The organism is Kribbella swartbergensis, from assembly GCF_054784135.1.
This window is the reverse complement of the sequence record NZ_BAAGPM010000008.1, coordinates 173054-193240: the sequence shown is the minus strand read 5'-3', so window position 1 is coordinate 193240 and position 20187 is coordinate 173054. Positions and strand designations below refer to the sequence as shown.

Here is a 20187-nt window from a genome sequence, read left to right as displayed (position 1 = left end):
TGACGCGCCTCTCGCACGGGAGGCGCGTCACCGGTAGGTGATCTGGCGTTCGGCGGCGGCTCGGGCGGCGTACTCGGCCGGGGTGAGGCCGATCTGCTGCTTGAACTCCTTGGAGAAGTGGGCCTGGTCGAAGTACCCGAGCGACGCCGACAACTCGGCCAGCTCGGCGACCTCGCCCTGCGCGAGCAACTCGGCGCCGTCGTGCAGGCGATAGCGTCGAAGCACCCACTTCGGGCCGACACCGACGTACCGCCGGAACAGCCGCTGCAGCGTGCGGATCGGGACGCCGAACTGCTCGGTGATCTGGTCCACCCGCGACACCGAACGGTCCGCCGCCATCGTCGTGACGATCTCCCGGACCAGTTCGTACGACGGGTCCGGCGGCGTGAGGTGGTCGCGGATGAACGCCTCGAACACCGCACGGCGCCGTACGTCGGAATCCGCGGCGAACATCAGGTCCGCGAGCCGATCCCCGTCCGGGAACACCGCGGTCAGCGGCAGCACCTGGTCGCGGAACGACGCGACGTCCAGCCCGGTCACCGCACCGAACCCGCCGGCCCAGAACTTCACCCCGAACACGTGGCCCCGGCCGACCAGTTCCCGCTCGAACTTGCGGGTGCAGACCCCGTTCACGAAGGCCCCGCCGGGCTGCTCGAAGGTGACGTTGACGCTCGGGTACGGCAGCACCTCGGCTGTGTACGGCTCGTCCAGGTCCCACTCGACGATCCAGTACCACTCGACGAACCGGCCGGCCTCCGGCCCGGCGGCGAGCCGGCTCAGCGTTCGGTGCCGGGCCTGCTCCCGCGGATGCAGGATGCCCTTCTCGCTCTCGGGAGGCGTGGTCAAAACTGGCTGTCGCTTTCTTACAAGACCGGTACGGCGTCCCGGCGGTTGACTGAGGGCCATGACGACGAACACGGTAAACCCCATCCCCGACGGTTATCACTCGCTGACGCCGTACCTCGCCGTGGCGGACGGGCCGAAGGCGATCGAGTTCTACCAAGAGGTGTTCGGGGCCGAGGTGATCAGCCGGCAGGACATGCCGGACGGGCGGGTCGGCCAGGCCGAGCTGAAGTTCGGCGACTCGATGCTGCAGTTGAGCGACCAGATGCCGCAGATCGGGCTGCGGGCGCCGAACGGCGAGTGGGTGCACTCGTCGCTGGTGCACTACGTGCCGGATGTGGACGCGACCTTCGCGAAAGCGGTCGCGGCGGGGGCGAAGCCGGTCGAGCAGGTGCAGACGTTCATGACCGGCGACCGGTACGGGACGGTGATCGACCCGTTCGGGCACCGCTGGGCGATCCTGACCAAGGTCGAGGACGTCTCGCGGGAGGAGGCGGATCGCCGGGTGAAGGAATGGCTCGCGTCGAACCCCTCAGACCTGCAATAGGTCGAGAGAACGAGGAAGCGGCCCGCCGGAACCGTCCCCTGCGGCAGTTTCGGCGGGCCGCTGACTAAGAGTGTGCACGCGATCACGCAAAATGGCAACCCGTTAGGTGATGAAACAGATACTTGAAGTGATCGTTTCAGCCCTGTGGACGGTGCCCACGCGCTGGAGTCTGGTTCCGGTAAGCTTTGGTCGCAAGAGCCTGGATGCGTCGCCGGATGAATGTCCGGTGAACGTCTCCGGGCTTCACCGTTTCCAGCGTTCGGCCGCCGGGTTGTCGTGAGGCCTCGGCCGACGCGTGAAGAGGAGGGCTGAGATGCCCGCGATCGTGCTCGTCGGCGCCCAGTGGGGCGATGAGGGCAAAGGCAAGGCGACCGACCTGCTCGGCAACACGGGCGAGGTCATCGACTACGTGGTCAAGTTCAACGGCGGCAACAACGCCGGCCACACGGTCGTGATCGGGTCCGAGAAGTACGCACTGCACCTGCTGCCGAGCGGGATCCTCACCCCGGGGGTCACCCCGGTGATCGGCAACGGGGTCGTGGTCGACCTGAGTGTGCTGTTCGAGGAACTCGACGCGCTGCAGGCCCGGGGTGTGGACACCTCCCGGCTCGTGGTCAGTGCGAGTGCTCATCTGATCCCGCCGTACAACCGGACTCTCGACAAGGTGACCGAGCGGTTCCTCGGCAGCCGGAAGATCGGGACCACGGGCCGCGGCATCGGGCCGACGTACGCGGACAAGATGAACCGGATCGGCATCCGGGTCCAGGACCTGTACGACGAGAAGATCCTCGAGCAGAAGGTCACCGGCGCGCTGGAGCAGAAGAACCAGCTGCTGGTGAAGGTCTACAACCGTCGCGCGGTCGAGATCTCCGAGGTGCTAGACGAGCTGCTCGGGTACGCCGACCGCCTCAGGCCGATGGTGGCGGACACCAGCCTGCTGCTGAACAAGGCGCTCGACGACGGCAAGACCGTGCTGATGGAGGCCGGCCAGGCCACGCTGCTGGACGTCGACCACGGGACGTACCCGTTCGTCACGTCCTCGAACGCGATCTCCGCGGGCGCGTGCACGGGGTCCGGAATCCCGCCGACCCGGATCGACCGCGTCATGGCGGTGGTCAAGGCCTACACCACCCGCGTTGGCGAGGGGCCGTTCCCGACCGAGCTGCTGGACGCCGACGGTGAGTGGCTGCGGCAGCAGGGTGCGGAGTTCGGTACGACGACCGGCCGGCCGCGCCGGTGTGGCTGGTACGACGCGGTCATCGCCCGGTACGCCGCCCGCGTGAACGGCGTCTCCGACTTCGTCCTCACCAAGCTGGACACGCTGACCGGGCGCGAGAAGATCCCCGTCTGCGTCGCGTACGACGTCGGCGGCGTCCGGCACGACGAGATGCCGATGACCCAGACCGACTTCCACCACGCGGTCCCGGTCTACGAGGAGTTCGACGGCTGGTCCGAGGACATCTCCGGCTGCCGCGCCTTCGACGACCTCCCGAAGGAAGCCCAAACCTACGTCCGCGCCGTCGAATCCCTCAGCGGAGCCCGAATCTCCGCCATCGGCGTAGGCCCCGAACGAACCCAAATCGTCCAGCTCTGAGACACCTCGGCGGCCACCCGGGTCTCTCGGTCCGGGTGGCTTTTGCCGATGGTCATACCGCAGTCATACCATCGAGGTATGGCGGTGAAGAAGAAGACGCTGTCGTTCGACGAGGAACTGTGGGCCGCGGTCGAGCGCCGAGCCCGCGAGGCCAACACGACACCCTCGGCCTACGTGAACGAGCTGGTGGCGCGGAGCGAGCGGCTGTACCGAGGTCTTCAGGCAGTGTCCGACTGGGAGTCGGAGCACGGCGCGCTCACCCGAGACCAACTTGCCTGGGCGGACCAGGCGCTTGCCGACGCGCAGCGTGACGCCGGAGACGAGGCCGGCGCCGGGAGTCCTGAGGCATGACCCAGTTGGTCTACGACGCCGGCGCGCTGATTGCCGCCGAGCGCGATGACCCACGTCTGTGGGCCATTCACCTGCGAGCACTCATGCGGGGTGTGGAGCCGAACGTTCCCGCCGCGGTGCTGGCGCAAGTGTGGCGTGGGCACAAACAGCAGAGCCTGCGGCGACTGATCGACGGCTGCGAGGTGGTGCCGTTGACGCAGGAGCTGGCCACCACGGCCGGCGAACTGCTGGCTGTCGCCGGTCGGGCAGACGTTGTGGACGCCCAGGTCGTCGCATGTTGTCTGGAGTCGGCGGCGACCTGCGTGACCTCCGATCGAGGGGATATCGCGCACCTTGCGGAAGCGGCGCGAAGTGGTGCGTGGCGCGGCAACACCCGGTGGAAGGTGCCGATCATCTCCCTCTGAGCCGTGCTCTCAGCGGCCGATGATGGGGAGGTCTCGGAGGAAGGGGGCTTCGCGGAGGTCGTCGAGGGTGGGGCGGGTGTTGATGTCGGGGGTCTGGATGGGGGTGCGGGCCCAGGTGGAGCCTTCGCCCTGGGTCGCGTTGTAGAAGGTTAGGGCGCCGAGGGCCAGCAGTACAGCGGCGACCGTGGCGGAGAGCCAGCGTGGGCGGAACACGGTGCGGGCCGCGGTGTGGGCTCCGCGGCGAAGTGAGCTGCCGCCCGGGCCCCACCAGGCGAAGAAGAGGGCGGTGAGTGCGGCGGTGCCGAAGCCGACGGCTGAGAGCGGCTGCCAGTCGAGGCCGCGTGCGGTGGCGGCGGCTCCGGTGACGATGCCTCCGACGACCACACCGGCGAGGAGCGGGAGGATCAGGCACGGCACGGTGATCAGGGAGGCTGTCACGAGCTGCAGGGGAGTTGAGGCGGCGGCGACGACACCGTCCGAGCGGCCTGCGCGTCCGCGGATCTGACGGCGTCGCATGAGCGCTGTGCTGGAACGGTCGATCGTGCGCGCGATGATGAACAGCACGATGGTGACGAGCGAGCCGAGTCCCGGGTACAGCGCGACAAGGCCGGTCAGGGCGACCATCGCGCCCACAACCACCGCCGTGCGCTTACCCGTCGCGGGAGCTCGCTGCGGCTTCGCCTGGTACGGCTGTTGCTGGGGCGTTTTGGGCTGCTGATACGTCGCCGGAGGTTGACTCCGGAAGGGCGCCTGACTCTGGTACGGCGGGGCGGTAGGGCTCTGGTACGGCGCGAGGCCGGGGCTCTGGTACGGCGCCGAAGTCTGGTACGGCGGTGGAGCCGCGAAGCCGGGTGAAGCCTGATACGGCAGGGGCATCGCCGCCGGTGCGGCCGCGTTCGGCGCCGGACTGTACGTCGCCGGATGCACCGGAGCCCCGCCCACCCCAGCCCCCGCCACACCAGGCCCGCCCAGGCCAGTACCCGCGCCTGCCACACCGGGACCGGCCACACCAGCACCCGCGCCTGCCGCACCGGGACCGGTCACGCCAGCACCTGGGCCCGCCACACCGGGACCGGCCAGGCCAGCTCCAGCCAGACCATGACCGGAGAGGCCGGCGCCAGTACCTGCAACACCGGCCCGAGCGCCGCCGCCACCGCTGCCAGCACCGGCCACGCCGGCACCAGCGCTGGCCACGCCGGCACCAGCGCTGGCCACGCCGGCACCAGCGCTGGCCACTCCGGCAGCGGCGCCGGCCGCGCCAGCGCTGGCTGCCGCTGCGGCGGCTGCTTTTCGGGTGGTGGCGTTGCGGAGTTTGTCTCGGAGGGGGGTGAAGGCGGACAGCGGGGGGATCACCCGTGGGATGAGTTGCGCCACCTCCTCCGGTGACGGCTCATGAGAGCCGACCTTCGCCGGTGACGGCTCATGGGAGCCGACCTTCGCCGGTGACGGCTCATGGGAGCCGACTTCCGACGGCATGACCCGCGTCATCAGAGCAGTGGACGGCGAGACCACCAGTGTCGGGCTTTCACGGGGTGGTAGCGCGTCGCGGCCCTCGGCGTACCGACTCAGGCCGGTCATGATCTCTTCGTGGGTCGGCCGGTCGCGTCGGTCCGGTGAGAGCGCCGCAGCGAGCAGTGGCTTCAGCCGCGGGTCCAGCCCCTCCAGATCAGCCTGACCGGTGTGCACCCGGTGCAGCACCGCCTCGAAGGGCCCCTTACCGAACGGTCGCCGTCCGGTGGCCGCGAACGCCACCGTGGCGGCCCAGCCCCACCAGTCCGCGGACTCCGACACCATCTCGCCCTCGATGAGCTCGGGTGCCAGGTAGCCCGGCGTACCGATCACCAGGCCGGTCTGGGTGAGTCGCAGGTCGTCGGCGGCCTGGGCGATGCCGAAGTCGATCATGACCGGCTTGCCGTTGCACATCATCACGTTGCCGGGCTTGAGGTCGCGGTGGATCACTCCGGCCTGGTGGATCGCCTGCAGCGACTCCGCCAGACAGCCGGCCATCGGCAGCCACTTGCGCGGTGTGAGCGGCCCACGCTCGTCGACCTGCTCGTCCAGCGGCCGTCCCGGCACGAACCGTGTCACCAGGTAGGGCTGATCGCACTCCAGGTCGTGGTCGAGGATGCCTGCCACGCCAGGGTGGTTCACCTTCTGCAGCGTGGTCGCTTCACGCTGCAACCGGGCGCGGGCGATCGGGTCGTGGGCGACGTGCGGCCGCAGCACCTTGAGCGCGACTTCTTGGTGTTCCGGCCCTTCGGCCAGGTACACGACGCCCATGCCGCCCTGCCCGAGCCGCCGGATCAACCGGTACGGCCCGACCCGCTCCTCCACCTCCTCCACCGGTGTGGAAGGAGATCCCCCTGTCGCTGACATGCCATCTACGGTACGTCGGCAGCAGACCAATCGACGGGGATGACCTCCGAGGTAATCGTCTGGATTCAGTCCGTGGCCGAGTCTTGTCGCAACCGAAAGCGAGGAGGCTCACTCATGAAGCACTACGCCATCGCCAATCTGCGCAACGTCCGCCCCGGCCCGGGGATCGTCGAGTACCTCGATCGGATCGACGCGACGCTGGCGCCGTACGACGGTCACTTCATCGTGCACGGCGGGCAGCCGGAGTACGTCGAGGGCACGTGGGACGGCGCGCTGATCGTCATCGAGTTCCCCGACTACGAGCGTGCCCGCGGCTGGTACGACTCGCCGGCGTACCGGGAGATCCTGCACCTGCGCACCGACAACTCCGACGGCGTCGCGATGATCGTCGAAGGGGTCGACCGCACCCACAAGGCCACCGACGTCCTCGGCTGATTCCGTTGCTGCAGGCAACTGGTCAGCCGGCGAGTTGCGGGTAGGTGGCGGTGAGGTCCTGCGACAGCCCGGCCTTGGCGCCGCGGGCGGTGTCGTCGGCGAGCACCTCGAAGGCGCCGGCCTCGATCCCGTCGAGGGCCTGCTCGGCGATGTCCTCGGGGCGCGACTTCGGCGCGCGGACCGCGGTGACCATGTCGGTGTCGACGTACCCCATGTGCAGGCCGGTGACGCCGATGCCGCGGCCGAGCAGTTCCAGCCGGATGGCGTTGGTCTGCATCCAGAACGCGGCCTTGGTCGCGGCGTACGCGCCGTGCGGGGCCACCCAGGACAGCGCCGAGTGCACGTTCAGGATGTGCCCGCCGCCGTTGCGCTCGATCACCGGGACCAGCGCGCGGGTCAGGTTGAGCGGGCCGAAGAAGTTCGCCTCGAAGACGGCGCGGACGTCCTCGATCGGGGTGTCCAGGTAGGTGTCCGGCGAACTCGCGCCGGCGTTGTTGACCAGGACGGTGACGTCGGGGACCGCTGCGACCAAGGCGTCGATCGAGGCCTGGTCGGTGATCTCGAGCGGCAACGGTACGACGCGCGGATCGCTGCTCGGCTTCGGGTCGCGGGCGGTGGCGTAGACCTTCGCGACCTCGCGGCCGAGCAGGTCGTCGACGATCGCCTTGCCGATGCCGCGCCGGCCGCCGGTGACCAGGACGACGGCGCCTTCGAGTGTTGTCATCAGAACTCCCAGGAGGAAACAGATCAGTTTCCACACAGTAAACCGATCTGTTTCCGGATGCAAATCCAGGCGGTACTCTCGAAGGCATGAACACCTCGGCGACACCCCGCGAGCGGCTCCTGGATGCCGCGGGCGAACTCTTCTACCGCGACGGCGTGAACATCGGTGTGGACGCGCTCTGCAAGGCGGCCGGGGTGTCGAAGAAGTCGATGTACCAGTTGTTCCGCTCCAAGGACGAGTTGATCGCCGAGAGCCTGGCCAGTCGCGGCCCGTCGTACCAGGCGCTGCTGCACCCGGGGCCGGAGGACGACCGGCCGCCGCGGGACCGGATCCTGGCCGTGTTCGAGCGGCAGGACCGGATGGTTGCGGAGGGCAATTACCTCGGCTGTCCGTACGTGAGTACGGCGGTCGAGCTGAAGAACCCGGAGCATCCGGGCTCGGTGGTCGCCCGGCACTTCAAGCAGCAGTTGACCGACTTCTTCCACCGCGAGCTGATGAAGGCGGACGCGGAGGACCCGGGCACGCTGGCGATCCAGCTGACGATGATCTTCGACGGTGCGAGTGCGCGGGCGGTCGTCCGGGCTCAGGCGCTCGCCGGGATCGGAGTGGCCACCGCGGCCGCGCTGCTGGATGCCGCCGGTGTCCGCTCGGGCGAGCTGGCGACCCAGGCGGGCTGAGCTGCCGCCGCAGCTTCGGTTGCGGTGACGGGGTGTAATTCCTGGCCGGTCACGACGGGCGATGCCGAGGTGCAGAACGGCGCCGTCGGGTGGGACAACGTCGTGCTTTGTTCCACGTGTGATGGGACTTTCTGGCACGTTGTTCCATGGCGAAGTTCCGGTTCGCCGGGATATTGACGCGCTCACGGCGCGTCGTCAAACTTTCGCAAAGACCCTGCGGTAGTGCCTCGGGCACTCGGGGGATCGCAGTGTCCTACCGCCCCGAAGAACAGGACATCCGCCATGCGAAAGAAACCCCTGGTCCTGGCCGCCGCCTGTGCGCTACTGGCGGCCGGTGCCCTCGGCAACTCAGCGGCCGCCGCGTCCACGGCCGATCCGCGACCAGCCGCCGTACCCGGTCCGGCCGACGCGCCGGCCGTGTTCACCCATCCCGGTGTCGGTGTGAGCCGGGCGCAACTCGACTTCGTCCGGGCCAAGGTGCAGGCCGGTGCGCAGCCGTGGACGAACGCGTTCAATCAGGCCAGGAACAGCGGCTATGCCTCGTTGAGCCGGACGCCGAAGCCGCGTGCCGTGGTCGAGTGCGGCTCGTACTCGAACCCGAACTACGGTTGCACCGACGAGCGTGAGGACGCGATCGCGGCGTACACGGACGCTCTGCTGTGGTACATCACCCGCGACGATCGCTACGCCCAGAAGGCGATCCAGATCATGGACGCGTGGTCGGCGACGATCCGCGACCACACCAACAGCAACGCGCCGCTGCAGACCGCGTGGTCGGCGTCGTCGTGGCCGAAGGCGGCGGAGATCATCAAGCATGCCTACGGCAACTGGCCGAACGCGGACCGGTTCGCCACCATGCTGCGCAACGTCTACCTGCCCGAGATCATCAACGGCTCGAACTCCAACGGGAACTGGGAGTTGAGCATGACCGAGGCCATCCAGGGCATCGGCGTGTTCCTCGACGACAAGGCGGTGTACGACAAGGCGATCTCGCTCTACCGGGTCCGGGTGCCGGCCTTCGTGTACCTGGAGTCCGACGGCCCGCTGCCGAAGACGAAACCGAGCCAGAACCTCGACACCCGCGAGAAGATCATCTCGTACTGGCACGGGCAGGAGACGTTCGTCAACGGGCTCACGCAGGAGGCCTGCCGCGACTTCACCCACACCGGGTACGGCATCTCGTCGATCTCCCATGTGCTGGAGACCTCGCGGATCCAGGGCGTCGACCTCTACCCGGAGTTCGGTGAGCGGCTGCGGCACGCGCTCGGGTTTCACTCACGTTGGGAGCGCAACCTCGAGCCGGTGCCGTCCTGGCTCTGCGACGGCACGATTCATCGCGGCCTGGGACCGATCACCGAAGTGGGGTACAACGCCTTGCACACCCGGCTCGGCTTCGCGATGACGAACACCCAGGCACTGACCGAGTCCCGGCGTCCGGCCGGCTCCAACAACCTCTTCGTGGCGTGGGAAACCCTCACCCACGCGGAGAATCCGGCCTGATCAACCACCTGGGCGGCCGGGGAGCGCGGAGCCCTCCGGCCGCTCGGCTGCTCAGACCTGGGCTTCGCCGCGTTTCCAGTAGCCCTGGAACGAGATGGCGGACTTCGGTAGGCCGGCCGCGTTGACGAGGTGGCGTCGTACCGCCTTGATCATCGACGACTCACCGGCCACCCAGGCGTAGTCGGCGTCGGACGGGAGATCGGCCGTTGTGAGCGCCTCGAGCAACGAGTTCGGGCCGCCGTCCGGGGCCGGGGCGATCCAGGTGATGTCGGCGGTGCCCGGCGTCGGCAGCGGGCGGATGTCGCGGAGGTCCGGAACCTCGACGAAGACGCTCGCGTGGACGGCGGCCGGCAACTGCTCCAGGATTCCGGCCAGCGCGGGCAGCGCGGTCTCGTCGGCGACGAGCACCCGGCGGATGCTGGTGGCCGGCGGGACGTAGTCGACGCCGGAGTGCAGTAATCCCTTGGTGCTGGTGGTGTCCACCGCGAACGGGATGATCAGGCCGATCCGGTCACCGGGAACCGCCTCGCTGACCCAGGCCGACGCGGGCCCGTTCACGCCGTGCAGGACGAACTCGACGTCGAGCTCGGAGACCTCGGGGCGAAGCGCTCGGACGGTATAGGTCCGCATGATGAAACGCTCGTCGACCGGCTGTGCGCACCATTCGGTGTACCAGTCCGGGCCGGCCGGAAGTTTCAGTTCACTGCCGTTGGGCGGCGGGAGCAGCACCTTGATCCGCTGGTCGGGGCCGGCGGTCACCGCTTCCGCGATCCGGGGTGTGACGAAGGTCACGCGCCGCAGGTGCGGGCTGATGTCGTCGACCGCTGCCACGGTGGCGAACACCGAGTCGAACACGATCGGCCGCTCGAGCACAGTCGTCATGCTGGTTTCTCCATCACAGTGCAGGGGAGACTCAGGTGCGGACCCGTGGACCGCCGGGTTATTCTGAGGCAACTAGAGGTTAGCCTTACCTAAGAGGATCTCAAAGTCCAATGCCCCCGCCCAGTACTGCGGTCGCGTCCGCCGACCCGCTCGCCGCCGCTCCGTCGCGTCCGCGACGAACCCGGCGGGCGACCCTGCTCCTGGGCCTGATCGGCTGCATCGCGCTGCTCGCGGTGGTAACGGTGCTCAGCATCGCGGTGGGCTCGAAGCAGATCCCGCTGTCGACCGTGTTCGATGCGCTGCGCCACTACGACGACGCCGATACCGATCACGTGATCATCCGCTCGCTGCGGGTGCCGCGGACGGTGATCGGCCTGCTGGTCGGTGCCGCGCTGGGGCTGTCGGGTGCCCTGATGCAGGGCGTCACCCGGAACCCGCTGGCCGATCCGGGCATCCTCGGTGTCAACGGCGGTGCCGCGCTGTTCGTTGTCGCCGGCATCTACTGGTTCGGGTTGGCGAGCCTGACGGCGTACGTCTGGCTCGCGTTCGCCGGTGCGGCCGCGGCGTCGGTCGCGGTCTATCTGCTCGGGTCGCTGGGGCGGGAGGGTGCGACGCCGGTGAAGCTGGCGCTGGCCGGTGCGGCGATGACGGCGATGCTCGGGTCGCTCACCACGGCGCTGCTGATCGGGGACGTCGACACGTTCGACCAGTTCCGGTTCTGGGCGGTCGGATCGCTGGCCGGCCGGGGTGCGGACATCGCGGAGCAGGTCGCGCCGTTCATCCTGGTCGGCATCGTGCTCGCGCTGGTCGCGGGGCGCGTGCTCAACGCGTTGTCGCTGGGCGACGAGGTGGCGAAGTCGCTCGGCCAACGGGTCGGACTGGCCCGGCTGTTCGTCGCGGCGATCGTGGTCGTGCTCTGCGGTGCCGCCACCGCCGCCGCGGGACCGATCGGTTTCATCGGGCTGACGATCCCGCACGTCGCGCGGCTGGTGACTGGGCCGGACTACCGCTGGATCCTGCCGTACTCGATGCTGCTCGCCCCGATCCTGCTGCTAGGCTCCGACGTCCTCGGCCGGGTCGTCGCCCAGCCTGGTGAGCTCCAGGTCGGCATCGTCACCGCGGTCATCGGCGCACCGTTCTTCATCGCGCTGGTACGGCGGCGGAAGCTGGCGGACCTCTGATGGCGACCGCGGCCGAAGCAGTTCAGGTCATCGCGCGGGCGCGGGCGGTCCGGCAGGCTCGTTCGCTCGCGGTGATCGCGGTCCTGGCCGTCCTCGTCTTCGTGGCGTTCTGCGTCTCGCTGTCACTGGGTGACTTCAAGATCCCGGTGATCGACGTGGTGAGGACGCTGTTCGGCGGCGGCGACCGGGCGACCGAGTTCATCGTCAACCGGCTTCGGTTGCCCAGGGCACTCACCGGCCTGATGGTCGGCGCCGCGCTCGGCATGTCCGGCGCGATCTTCCAGAGCATCGCCCGCAACCCGCTGGCCAGCCCGGACATCATCGGGGTCACGTACGGCGCCAGCGCGTTCGCCGTGTTCGCGATCGTCACGCTGGGACTGACCGGTGTGGCGGTGTCCATGCTCGCGATCCTCGGCGCGGTACTGACCGCGTTCGCCATGTACGTTCTGGCCTGGCGACAGGGCGTCTCGAGTTACCGGCTGATCCTGATCGGGATCGGCATCGGTGCGATCGCCACCAGTGTCACGTCGTACCTGTTGACCAAGGCGAGGGTCGAAATCGCGCAGCAGGCGCTGATCTGGTTGACCGGCAGCCTGAACGGCCGCGACTGGTCGAACGTCCGGTCGATGGGTGTGACGCTGGCGGTACTCACTCCGTTGATCGTGTTCATGGTGCACCGGCTACGCATCCTGCAACTCGGCGACGACACGGCGTACGGGCTGGGGCTGCGGGTCGAGAGTTCGCGGCTCGGCCTGATTGTGGTCGGCGTACTGCTCGCGGCCGTCGCCACGGCCGCGGCCGGGCCGATCGGCTTCGTCGCGTTCGTCGCACCGCCGATCGCGCGGCGGCTGACCCGGTCGCCGGGGCCGGCGATGATCGCGTCCGCGTTGATCGGCGCGCTGGTGGTCGCCTTGTCCGATCTGATCGCGCAGCACGCGTTCGGCGACACGCAGTTGCCGGTCGGTGTGGTGACCGGCGTGGTCGGCGCGCCGTACCTGATGTTCCTGCTGGCCCGGGCCAACCGGGTGGGGAGTGGTGGCTGAAAGATGGAGAACTCTGTGGAACCCGAGATCTTGCACAGCCTCGCCGCTGACGGCCTCGCGGTCGGTTACGACCAGCGCGAGATCATCCACGACCTGTCCGTGCGGATCCCGACCGGGAAGATCACGGTGATCGTCGGCGCCAACGCGTGCGGCAAGTCGACTCTGCTGAAGACGCTTGCCCGGTTGCTGAAGCCGTCGCGCGGGACCGTGCTGCTGGACGGGAAGAGCATCCAGTCGATCCCGACCCGCGAGGTCGCCACCAAGCTCGGACTGTTGCCGCAGTCACCGACCGCGCCGGAGGGCATCACGGTCGCCGATCTGGTCGGTCGAGGCCGTTACCCGCGGACGCGGTGGATCCGGCAGTGGACGAAGGCCGACGACGAGGCCGTCGCGGCCGCGATGACGTCGACCGACGTGCTGGAGATCGCCGACCGGCCGATCGACGAACTGTCCGGGGGTCAACGGCAGCGGGTGTGGATCGCGATGGCGCTGGCGCAGGAGACGGACATTCTGCTGCTGGACGAGCCGACGACCTTCCTCGACCTGACCCACCAGTTCGAGGTCCTCGATCTGCTGGTCGACTTGAACAAGCGGGACGAACGCACGATCGTCCTCGTCCTGCACGACCTCAACCAGGCCTGCCGGTTCGGCGACCACCTGATCGCGATGAAGGACGGCGCCATCGTCTGCGAGGGCAACCCGAGCGAGGTCATCACCGAAGAAGTCGTCCGCGACGTCTTCGGCCTCGGCGTCAAAGTCATCCCCGACCCCGTCGCCGGCACCCCCATGGTCGTCCCCATCGGCCGCCACACCACCCGCACCGACCGCCCCCAGGACGCCCTCTCCCCAACCCCAACCCCAGCCCCGGGCTCGGGCTCGGCCTCCCCGGCCCGACCCCCGGCGTTGGCCTCGCCGGTCTCAGCCCAGGCCACGGCCGAGCCGCCCGCGGCTGCCGGCGATGCGGTTCCAGGCTCGGACTCGACCGACGCCCCGAGCTCCGGCGGCGCAACTCCGCGAGAAGCCGCCGTCCCCCGCAACCCAGCGGCTCAGGCCTTGGCCGCCACCGCCGCCGCGAACGGCATCTGCCGACCCACCGACCGTTAGACGTTCAGACGCAGTCCGTCGTACGCGACCCTCCAGGCGGTCAGGTCGGTGGCGAGGGCTGTGGGGGAGAGGTGGGTGAGGACCAACTGACGGCAGGTGAAGCGCGCGCGGTGGTGGTCGAGGGTTTGGAGGTCGAGGTGCCAGCGGATCGGGGTGGGGCTGTAGCCCTCGCACAAGAACAGGTCCGCGTCGTGCGCGGCGTCGATGAGTGCGTCGGTCCACTCGGTGTCGCCTGAGTACGCCAGCGACCCCGTCGGCGTTTCCAGTCGTACGGCGTACGCCGGAGCCCCGGATGCGTGTCGCACCTCGTACGGCGTGATGCTGACATCACCCAGTTGCTGCGCCTGACGGTCGACGTGCTCCAGGACATGCACCTCGAACCGGCGCTGCACTTGTGACGACCCGGGGTAGAGCGTCTCCATTGCGGCGGTCAGCCGTTCGCGCGTCCCCGGCGGACCGACAACCGTCAGATCCCGGGTACGCCGCCGGAACTGCCCGTCGAGCACGACGAACGGCAAGCCGCCGAAGTGATCGCCGTGCAGATGCGTGATGACTACGGTCTCGATCTCGTTCGGATCGAACTCCTGCCGGCGAAGCGCGGTCAGACTCGTCGCCCCACAGTCCACCAGCACCCGCGGCACCTCATCGACGGCAAGCGCAATACACGTCTGAAACCGCCCACCTGACCCGAACGCATCCCCACTCCCCACCACAGTCACGTCCACCCGACCACCCTTGCACGCCAGGCAGTCCACCCGCTGACTCCTGCCTCGCCCCTACGAGCCGTCGCGTGACCAGCGGCCGCGTCCGGCACCTGGTTGCGGGTCGTGTCTCGGAGGCGTCGGCGCCTGGCATGCCGTTAGTTGGTAAGGCGGCCGGGGAGTTGCTGGGTCAGGCGGTGGCGGACCTGGTGGATGGTGAGGCCGGCGGTGAGGGCGCCGAGGGTGCCCAGGGCCATGTCGCCGAGGGTGTCGGTGTACGCCGTCTGGAGTTCGGGGGAGCTGCGGATGAAGGCGACGTACTCGCCGAGCTCCCACACCACGGCGGCCGTCGTACCGAAGCCGAGGGCGACGAAGGCGGTCAGGCCGCGCGAGAGCGTGGGCGGCGCGAAGGCCAGCAGTACGCCGGCGGTCAGCAGACCCCACAGGATCAGGTGCATCGCGTCGTCCCACCAGCTCACCGTGTCGAACAGGTTGAGCCGGTTGCCGATCAGGTCGATCAGCCACGGCAGGGTGATGAGGAGATCGGCACGCCACGGGAAGCTGGTGTGCAACGTGCTGCGGGTGCGGCCGTACGCCCACCACCACAACGGGAGAACCATCGCGCCGATCGGATAGACGACCAGCCGGGCGGTCGTCGCCTTGCCCTTGATGCCGCTGAGGTCCGGCCAGATCAGGGCTGAGAGCAACAGAAGGAACAGCACCAGTTTCGCGGCCAGGGCGGCGTACCGGACCCAGCCGACCCGCGTGGCCGGGACCGTCGTGGCAACCATCGTCGTCATGCCTCCCAGTCAAACGAGCCGCTGGGCGAGGCGGATGAGTACAACTACGGACACGCAACCACGGAAAACCCCCGGCCGCGTCATTCTGACGCACCCGGGGGCAGTTGTCCCGTCTCCGCCGCCCGCGTGCAACCTCAGGTGACGCTGGGCAGGTCTACGGCGACGAAGTGGTCAGCTGACGCTGAGGAGGTCTACGACGAAGATGAGGGTCTCGCCGGGCTTGATCGCGTTGCCCGCGCCGCGGTCGCCGTACGCGAGGTGCGGCGGGATCACCAGCTTGCGACGGCCGCCGACCTTCATGCCCTGGACGCCGGTGTCCCAGCCCTGGATGACCTGCCCGACGCCGAGCTGGAAGCCCAGCGGCGCACCCCGGTTGTACGACGCGTCGAACTCCTCGCCGGTCGAGTGGGCGACGCCCACATAGTGCACGTTCACCCGCGACCCGGCCTTGGCCTCGTCACCGTCGCCGACAGTGATGTCGGTGATCTCCAGGTCCGCCGGCGGCGGGCCCTCCGGGAAGTCGATCTCTGGCTTGTCAGTCATGCCCCCAGCTAATCAGACTCCCCACCGGACCCCCGTCCAGGGCTGGCTTTCCCCCGCGTCGGCGCCGTACCCGGTGGAGTGGGGTACGGCGCCTCGCGGATCTACCGGCTGAGGACCTCGCGGAGTTTGGCGGCGAACTCCTCCGGCTTGCCGGGCATGCCGTATTCGTTGCCCAGGAAGCCGCCGTGGTTGCTGGGGAAGACGACCGGGGTCAGGCCGAGGCGTTCGGCGACGGCGAGGCCGCCGCGGTGGGCGAGCTCACCGGCGGACTCCTCGCCGACGGCGACGACCAGGCGGTCCTTCTCCTTGGCGAGGGCGTCGAAGTCCGGTTGGTACGACGTACAGCCGCGGAGGTTCTGCCCGAGCAGGGCGTCACCGCGGGAACCGTCGTCCTCGGTGGGCAGGCCGAACATCGCCGGGTCGGGAGCCGGCTGCTCGGTGTAGTCGTCGGGGATCTCGCCCTTGAAGCTGGTGATCGCGATGAACTTCGCCATCCCGGCGCCCATCCCGTCCCGCTGGTACGTCTCGTAGATGTCCTCGACCGCCGCCGTCGCCGCCTTGGCATCCGGCAGGATCCCCGCCAGGGGCGGCTCGTGCGCGACCAGAGTCCTGATCAGGTCGGGTCGCCGAGTGAGCAGCGCCAACGCGTTCACCGCGCCGCCGCTGCTGGCGAAGATGTCGACCGGTCCGGCGTCGAGCTTCTCGATCAGCGCGATCAGGTCGGCAGCGTGGTCGTCCGGCGACAGCTCGCCGGTGCCGTCGCTGCGGACGCTCCGCTCCACGCCGCGCGGGTCGTAGGTGACGGTCGTCCGATCGGTGAGGTACGACGCCAGGGTCGGAAACCCGCTCGCCCCCATCGGCGACCCGATCAGCAACAGCACCGGTTCATCGCTGAGATCGCCGCGGACGTCGTACGTCAGCGTGGCGCCCGGTACGTCGATCGTGCTGGTGGCTGGCTCCGGCATGAAAGCTCCTCTGGTCCCGCCCCATCCCCCACGGTGGAGCTCGTGCCCGCGAGCCTAGACCGGCTCCGGTGGCACGGACCAGGACCTGAACCTGCACTCAACCGGCATTCACGACGGGACGACCACCAGCCCCGGCGCCATTAGGGCCAGCCGGCCTTCGGGGTGGGGGCGGGGTGGGTGAGGAGGCGGCCGGTGGGGGTGGAGAGGAGGCGGTCGAGGTTGGCGTCGAAGGGTTCTTGCATGTGCCAGTCGGCGGTGAGCAGGTAGAGGGTTCGACCGTCGTCCCCGCCGAGGGCGCAGGCGAAGCAGGCATAGTCCAGGAGGACGGTGTCGAGGATCTCGCCGCCTTCGGCAACCCGGTGACAGGCCGGGCGGCCGTCTGACCAGCTGGGCGCCCAGATGGCGCCGTCGGCGTCCATGGTGATGCCGTCGCCGGTGCGCGGGGCCCAGACCCGGCGGTTCGAGAGGGCGCCGTCGGCCGCGATGTCGTACGCCGTGAGCTGGGCGGCGAACGACTCGACGACGACCAGGGTGGAGTTGTCCGGCGTCACCACCATCCCGTTGGGGAAGGCGAGTTCGTCGGCCACCCGTCGTACCGAACCGTCCGGCTTCACCAGCAGGACGAACCCGGGCCGCTCACCTTCGGCCGGCTGGAAGTCGCAGCCGCCGTTGACGTAGACGTTCCCGCGGCCGTCGACGACGATCTCGTTCAGGCCGCCGTACGCCGACAGGTCCGCATGCGTGACCAGCTCACCGGACGGTTCCTGGCGCAGCAGCATCCCTTCCGGCCCAGCTACCACGAGCAACCGCCCGTCCGGCAGCCAGTCGATCGAGAACGGGATCGTCGTCGGCACGCGGGCCATCACCTCGGCCTTGCCGGAAGCGTCGACGGCGAGCACCTCCTGCGTGCCCCAGTTCGAGCACCACAGGCGTCCGTCGTGCCAGCGTGCGGACTCCCCGATCACCAGTCCTTCGAGCAGGATCTTCGGCTCAGACATCCGACTACTCCTTTCGGTTCAGTTCTCTCACCCCCTACACGAACGACACCACCCCGGATCGACAGCGATCGTCCGGCGAATCGGACGGATGCGCCGGGCGTCCCCGCAATGGCCTAGGCTGATGGCCCGTGAAGGTTTTGGTGATCGGCTCGGGTGGCCGCGAACACGCACTGGTCTGGGCGCTGGCCCAGGATCCTGAGGTCGAGGAGATCGTGGCGGCTCCGGGCAACCCCGGTATCGCCGTACTGCGGCCCGCTCACGACGGTCAGACCGTCGTGTGCCGGTCGGTGGACATCGCCGACCACGAGGCGGTGCTGGCGCTGGCGACCGAGTTCGGCGCCGACCTGGTCGTGGTCGGGCCGGAGGCGCCGCTGGTGGCCGGGCTGGCCGATCCGCTCCGCGACGCCGGGATCGCGGTCTTCGGTCCGTCCAAGGACGCCGCCCAGATCGAGGGGTCGAAGGCGTTCGCGAAGGACGTGATGGCCGCGGCCGGCGTGCCGACCGGACGGGCGTACGTGTGTACGACGCCGGAGCAGGCCGCGGAGGCGATCGACGCGTTCGGGCCGCCGTACGTGGTCAAGGACGACGGTCTCGCGGCGGGCAAGGGTGTCGTCGTCACCGCGGACCGCGACGAGGCACTCCAGCACGCGGCCGGCTGCGAGCAGGTGCTGATCGAGGAGTACCTGGACGGCCCGGAGGTGTCGCTGTTCGCGATCACCGACGGTACGACGGTCCTGCCGATGCAGCCGGCCCAGGACTTCAAACGCCTTGCGGACAACGACGAAGGCCCGAACACCGGTGGCATGGGCGCCTACACACCGTTGCCCTGGGCACCGGAAAAACTGGTCGACGAGATCGTCGAGAAGGTGCTCCAGCCGACGGTGGACGAGCTGCGCCACCGCGGCACGCCGTTCGTCGGCCTGTTGTACGCCGGTCTGGCGCTGACCTCGCGTGGTGTCCGCGTGATCGAGTTCAACTGCCGCTTCGGCGACCCGGAGACGCAGGCGCTGCTGCCGTTGCTGAAGACCCCGCTCGGTGGGGTCCTGTACGCCGCCGCGACCGGCAAGCTGGCCGATCACGAGCCGCTGAGCTGGAAGAACGCCGCCGCGGTGACGGTCGTGGTGGCCGCGAAGAAGTACCCGGCCAGCCCGCGCAAGGGTGACGTGATCACCGGCATCGGCCAGGCGGAGGGGAACGACGTCCGCGTCTTCCACGCCGGTACGGCGCTCGACCGGGACGAACTCGTCACCTCGGGCGGCCGCGTTCTCGCCGTCAGCGCGACCGGCAAGGATCTCGACGAGGCTCGCCAGCGCGCCTACGCCGCCGTCGGCCAGATCCGCATCAAGGGCTCGCAGCACCGCACCGACATCGCGCTCAAGGCGGCGCGCGGGGAGATCACCGTCTGACCTTCCACCGGCGTTCAATGGAACCGCCGAAGCGGTTCGGGGGTGTCGGTGGGTATGAGGGCGGCGGATGTCGAAGGGCTGCGGGAGTTCTACTCCGTGCAGCAACCGCGCCTGGTCGGTGTCATCTCGTTGCTGACCGGGTCGCGGGCCGAGGCGGAGGACATCGTCCAGGAGGCGTTCGTCCGGCTGGTGCCGCGCTGGCCGAAGATCTCCCGGTACGACGCTCCGGACGCGTGGGTGAGGCTGGTCGCCGTACGACTTGCCGCCAACCGGCATCGCAACAGCCACCGGTTCGCCCAACTGTTCCGCCGGCTGACGCCCGAGAACGCACCCGACCCGGCGGACGGCTACGCCGGAGACCTCGAGCGGGCGCTGGCCGAACTGCCGATGCCGGCGCGTCAGGTCGTCGTCCTCCACTACGTCTGTGATCTGAGCGTCGCCCAGGTCGCAGACACCCTCGGGATCGCCGAGGGCACGGTGAAATCGCGCCTGTCCCGCGCCCGGGAGGCTTTGTCCGTGACGCTGAGGAGCGAAGACCATGCCTGACCTGAAACAGGAGCTCCAGACCCTCGCCGACCGCCGCTCCGCCGAGTCGACCACCGACTTCGACGCCGTACTGCATGCGGCTGTTGCGAGGCGCCGCCGCCGTACCGCCGTCGCGTCGGCAGCGGTCGCCGTGGTCGTTGTGGCAGCCGTCATCACCGTTGCACCGCGGGCGGATCGAGACACGACACCCGCACCGGCAGAGTCGACGGCACCGCGGGTCCCGAGCGGCATCGAGATCACGCCGGCCACGGCTCGTCCCGGCGCGACGGTGGCGCTGACCTTTCCGGAGGAAACCGGACGCGGCATCGCATTCCAGCTGGCGAAGGCGGCTGAGCCGAACAAGGTGCTGTACTACATGACATCTGACTGGGGGCAAGGGGCGGAGCACACACCGCGTTGGTGGGCCGCCGGTGGTGACGGCGGCTGGGTGGACGTCGGGATCGGCGGTCCAGGGCCGGACCGCGTCGTTCTGCCGGAGACCGCCGAGGACGGCACGTACCTGCTCTGCACGGCCAACGCCGTCGAGCAGGCCTGTGGACTGGTGACGGTCAGGCGGTGAGGTTCTGG

At 69.2% G+C, this 20187-nt stretch carries 23 protein-coding genes; 14 read left to right on the top strand and 9 right to left on the bottom strand.

The window, feature by feature from the left end:
* Positions 1–27 precede the first annotated feature (27 nt).
* Complete coding sequence (locus ACYVOK_RS04610) at positions 28–846, bottom strand: DUF6597 domain-containing transcriptional factor (RefSeq protein ID WP_460660960.1); 819 nt, start codon at positions 844–846, stop codon at positions 28–30.
* A 58-nt stretch (positions 847–904) separates the two neighbouring features.
* Between ACYVOK_RS04610 and ACYVOK_RS04605 the strand changes: the two genes are divergently transcribed.
* The 5 genes from ACYVOK_RS04605 (at position 905) to ACYVOK_RS04585 (ending at position 3739) form a co-directional block, all read left to right on the top strand.
* Positions 905–1390 carry a VOC family protein gene (locus ACYVOK_RS04605; protein WP_460660959.1) on the top strand — a complete coding sequence of 162 codons (486 nt, stop codon included), beginning with the start codon at positions 905–907 and terminating at the stop codon, positions 1388–1390.
* Positions 1391–1499: 109 nt separating this feature from the next.
* Positions 1500–1670 carry a hypothetical protein gene (locus tag ACYVOK_RS04600; RefSeq protein ID WP_460660958.1) on the top strand — a complete coding sequence of 57 codons (171 nt, stop codon included), beginning with the start codon at positions 1500–1502 and terminating at the stop codon, positions 1668–1670.
* A gap of 33 nt (positions 1671–1703) precedes the next feature.
* The gene (locus ACYVOK_RS04595; RefSeq protein WP_460660957.1) at positions 1704–2984 is read left to right on the top strand and encodes an adenylosuccinate synthase; all 1281 of its coding nucleotides are present in this window, start codon (positions 1704–1706) and stop codon (positions 2982–2984) included.
* A 78-nt stretch (positions 2985–3062) separates the two neighbouring features.
* Positions 3063–3335 (top strand): hypothetical protein, encoded by a 273-nt coding sequence (locus tag ACYVOK_RS04590; RefSeq protein WP_460660956.1) that lies wholly within the window; start codon positions 3063–3065, stop codon positions 3333–3335.
* On the top strand, positions 3332–3739 hold the full coding sequence (locus ACYVOK_RS04585; protein WP_460660955.1) for a PIN domain-containing protein: 408 nt from the start codon (positions 3332–3334) through the stop codon (positions 3737–3739). Before ACYVOK_RS04590 ends, ACYVOK_RS04585 begins: the two co-directional genes overlap by 4 nt.
* A gap of 9 nt (positions 3740–3748) precedes the next feature.
* On the opposite strand, the gene ACYVOK_RS04580 is transcribed toward ACYVOK_RS04585, so the two are convergent.
* Entirely contained in the window at positions 3749–6115 is a 2367-nt protein-coding gene (locus ACYVOK_RS04580) for a serine/threonine-protein kinase (protein WP_460660954.1), read from the bottom strand.
* A 114-nt stretch (positions 6116–6229) separates the two neighbouring features.
* Between ACYVOK_RS04580 and ACYVOK_RS04575 the strand changes: the two genes are divergently transcribed.
* The gene (locus ACYVOK_RS04575; RefSeq protein WP_460660953.1) at positions 6230–6550 is read left to right on the top strand and encodes a DUF1330 domain-containing protein; all 321 of its coding nucleotides are present in this window, start codon (positions 6230–6232) and stop codon (positions 6548–6550) included.
* Positions 6551–6572: 22 nt separating this feature from the next.
* On the opposite strand, the gene ACYVOK_RS04570 is transcribed toward ACYVOK_RS04575, so the two are convergent.
* Positions 6573–7274 carry an SDR family oxidoreductase gene (locus ACYVOK_RS04570; protein WP_460660952.1) on the bottom strand — a complete coding sequence of 234 codons (702 nt, stop codon included), beginning with the start codon at positions 7272–7274 and terminating at the stop codon, positions 6573–6575.
* 86 nt (positions 7275–7360) lie between these two features.
* Between ACYVOK_RS04570 and ACYVOK_RS04565 the strand changes: the two genes are divergently transcribed.
* Entirely contained in the window at positions 7361–7951 is a 591-nt protein-coding gene (locus ACYVOK_RS04565; protein WP_460660951.1) for a TetR/AcrR family transcriptional regulator, read from the top strand.
* Between the two features lie 282 nt (positions 7952–8233).
* Positions 8234–9451, top strand: coding sequence for an alginate lyase family protein (locus tag ACYVOK_RS04560; protein WP_460660950.1), 1218 nt, complete (start codon positions 8234–8236; stop codon positions 9449–9451).
* 51 nt (positions 9452–9502) lie between these two features.
* Here ACYVOK_RS04560 and ACYVOK_RS04555 read toward each other — a convergent pair whose 3' ends face one another.
* The gene (locus tag ACYVOK_RS04555; RefSeq protein WP_460660949.1) at positions 9503–10333 is read right to left on the bottom strand and encodes a siderophore-interacting protein; all 831 of its coding nucleotides are present in this window, start codon (positions 10331–10333) and stop codon (positions 9503–9505) included.
* A 110-nt stretch (positions 10334–10443) separates the two neighbouring features.
* On the opposite strand from ACYVOK_RS04555, the gene ACYVOK_RS04550 reads away from it, so the two are divergent.
* From ACYVOK_RS04550 to ACYVOK_RS04540, 3 genes are read left to right on the top strand one after another with little or no spacing between them, the layout of a single operon-like run.
* A complete protein-coding gene (locus ACYVOK_RS04550) occupies positions 10444–11514 on the top strand; it encodes a FecCD family ABC transporter permease (RefSeq protein WP_460660948.1) in 1071 nt (356 codons plus the stop codon).
* Positions 11514–12557 carry a FecCD family ABC transporter permease gene (locus ACYVOK_RS04545; RefSeq protein ID WP_460660947.1) on the top strand — a complete coding sequence of 348 codons (1044 nt, stop codon included), beginning with the start codon at positions 11514–11516 and terminating at the stop codon, positions 12555–12557. The genes ACYVOK_RS04550 and ACYVOK_RS04545 overlap by 1 nt, the downstream gene beginning before the upstream one ends.
* A gap of 15 nt (positions 12558–12572) precedes the next feature.
* On the top strand, positions 12573–13661 hold the full coding sequence (locus ACYVOK_RS04540) for an ABC transporter ATP-binding protein (protein ID WP_460660946.1): 1089 nt from the start codon (positions 12573–12575) through the stop codon (positions 13659–13661).
* On the opposite strand, the gene ACYVOK_RS04535 is transcribed toward ACYVOK_RS04540, so the two are convergent.
* The 5 genes from ACYVOK_RS04535 to ACYVOK_RS04515 all read right to left on the bottom strand — a co-directional run bounded on the left by ACYVOK_RS04535 (position 13658) and on the right by ACYVOK_RS04515 (position 17668).
* A complete protein-coding gene (locus ACYVOK_RS04535) occupies positions 13658–14371 on the bottom strand; it encodes an MBL fold metallo-hydrolase (RefSeq protein ID WP_460661254.1) in 714 nt (237 codons plus the stop codon). The genes ACYVOK_RS04540 and ACYVOK_RS04535 overlap by 4 nt on opposite strands.
* 149 nt (positions 14372–14520) lie before the next feature.
* Positions 14521–15162 carry a hypothetical protein gene (locus ACYVOK_RS04530; protein WP_460660945.1) on the bottom strand — a complete coding sequence of 214 codons (642 nt, stop codon included), beginning with the start codon at positions 15160–15162 and terminating at the stop codon, positions 14521–14523.
* A gap of 171 nt (positions 15163–15333) precedes the next feature.
* Positions 15334–15705, bottom strand: coding sequence for an FKBP-type peptidyl-prolyl cis-trans isomerase (locus ACYVOK_RS04525; RefSeq protein WP_460660944.1), 372 nt, complete (start codon positions 15703–15705; stop codon positions 15334–15336).
* Between the two features lie 101 nt (positions 15706–15806).
* On the bottom strand, positions 15807–16670 hold the full coding sequence (locus ACYVOK_RS04520) for an alpha/beta fold hydrolase (RefSeq protein WP_460660943.1): 864 nt from the start codon (positions 16668–16670) through the stop codon (positions 15807–15809).
* Between the two features lie 140 nt (positions 16671–16810).
* Entirely contained in the window at positions 16811–17668 is an 858-nt protein-coding gene (locus tag ACYVOK_RS04515; protein WP_460660942.1) for an SMP-30/gluconolactonase/LRE family protein, read from the bottom strand.
* A gap of 128 nt (positions 17669–17796) precedes the next feature.
* Between ACYVOK_RS04515 and purD the strand changes: the two genes are divergently transcribed.
* Genes purD through ACYVOK_RS04500 form a run of 3 tightly spaced genes read left to right on the top strand, consistent with a single transcriptional unit; the run spans position 17797 to position 20179 of the window.
* Entirely contained in the window at positions 17797–19074 is a 1278-nt protein-coding gene (purD, locus tag ACYVOK_RS04510; RefSeq protein ID WP_460660941.1) for a phosphoribosylamine--glycine ligase, read from the top strand.
* A 54-nt stretch (positions 19075–19128) separates the two neighbouring features.
* Complete coding sequence (locus tag ACYVOK_RS04505) at positions 19129–19620, top strand: SigE family RNA polymerase sigma factor (RefSeq protein ID WP_460660940.1); 492 nt, start codon at positions 19129–19131, stop codon at positions 19618–19620.
* Positions 19613–20179 (top strand): hypothetical protein, encoded by a 567-nt coding sequence (locus tag ACYVOK_RS04500; protein ID WP_460660939.1) that lies wholly within the window; start codon positions 19613–19615, stop codon positions 20177–20179. Before ACYVOK_RS04505 ends, ACYVOK_RS04500 begins: the two co-directional genes overlap by 8 nt.
* Positions 20180–20187: the final 8 nt, after the last annotated feature.

Excerpts from the sequence above, each read along its gene's own strand:
- ACYVOK_RS04605 (WP_460660959.1), top strand. The coding sequence starts at position 905 with ATGACGACGAACACGGTAAACCCCATCCCCGACGGTTATCACTCGCTG.
- ACYVOK_RS04600 (WP_460660958.1), top strand. The coding sequence starts at position 1,500 with ATGAAACAGATACTTGAAGTGATCGTTTCAGCCCTGTGGACGGTGCCC.
- ACYVOK_RS04595 (WP_460660957.1), top strand. The coding sequence starts at position 1,704 with ATGCCCGCGATCGTGCTCGTCGGCGCCCAGTGGGGCGATGAGGGCAAA.
- ACYVOK_RS04590 (WP_460660956.1), top strand. The coding sequence starts at position 3,063 with ATGGCGGTGAAGAAGAAGACGCTGTCGTTCGACGAGGAACTGTGGGCC.
- ACYVOK_RS04585 (WP_460660955.1), top strand. The coding sequence starts at position 3,332 with ATGACCCAGTTGGTCTACGACGCCGGCGCGCTGATTGCCGCCGAGCGC.
- ACYVOK_RS04580 (WP_460660954.1), bottom strand. The coding sequence starts at position 6,115 with ATGTCAGCGACAGGGGGATCTCCTTCCACACCGGTGGAGGAGGTGGAG.
- ACYVOK_RS04575 (WP_460660953.1), top strand. The coding sequence starts at position 6,230 with ATGAAGCACTACGCCATCGCCAATCTGCGCAACGTCCGCCCCGGCCCG.
- ACYVOK_RS04570 (WP_460660952.1), bottom strand. The coding sequence starts at position 7,274 with ATGACAACACTCGAAGGCGCCGTCGTCCTGGTCACCGGCGGCCGGCGC.
- ACYVOK_RS04565 (WP_460660951.1), top strand. The coding sequence starts at position 7,361 with ATGAACACCTCGGCGACACCCCGCGAGCGGCTCCTGGATGCCGCGGGC.
- ACYVOK_RS04560 (WP_460660950.1), top strand. The coding sequence starts at position 8,234 with ATGCGAAAGAAACCCCTGGTCCTGGCCGCCGCCTGTGCGCTACTGGCG.
- ACYVOK_RS04555 (WP_460660949.1), bottom strand. The coding sequence starts at position 10,333 with ATGACGACTGTGCTCGAGCGGCCGATCGTGTTCGACTCGGTGTTCGCC.
- ACYVOK_RS04550 (WP_460660948.1), top strand. The coding sequence starts at position 10,444 with ATGCCCCCGCCCAGTACTGCGGTCGCGTCCGCCGACCCGCTCGCCGCC.
- ACYVOK_RS04545 (WP_460660947.1), top strand. The coding sequence starts at position 11,514 with ATGGCGACCGCGGCCGAAGCAGTTCAGGTCATCGCGCGGGCGCGGGCG.
- ACYVOK_RS04530 (WP_460660945.1), bottom strand. The coding sequence starts at position 15,162 with ATGACGACGATGGTTGCCACGACGGTCCCGGCCACGCGGGTCGGCTGG.
- ACYVOK_RS04525 (WP_460660944.1), bottom strand. The coding sequence starts at position 15,705 with ATGACTGACAAGCCAGAGATCGACTTCCCGGAGGGCCCGCCGCCGGCG.
- ACYVOK_RS04520 (WP_460660943.1), bottom strand. The coding sequence starts at position 16,670 with ATGCCGGAGCCAGCCACCAGCACGATCGACGTACCGGGCGCCACGCTG.
- ACYVOK_RS04515 (WP_460660942.1), bottom strand. The coding sequence starts at position 17,668 with ATGTCTGAGCCGAAGATCCTGCTCGAAGGACTGGTGATCGGGGAGTCC.
- ACYVOK_RS04505 (WP_460660940.1), top strand. The coding sequence starts at position 19,129 with ATGAGGGCGGCGGATGTCGAAGGGCTGCGGGAGTTCTACTCCGTGCAG.
- ACYVOK_RS04500 (WP_460660939.1), top strand. The coding sequence starts at position 19,613 with ATGCCTGACCTGAAACAGGAGCTCCAGACCCTCGCCGACCGCCGCTCC.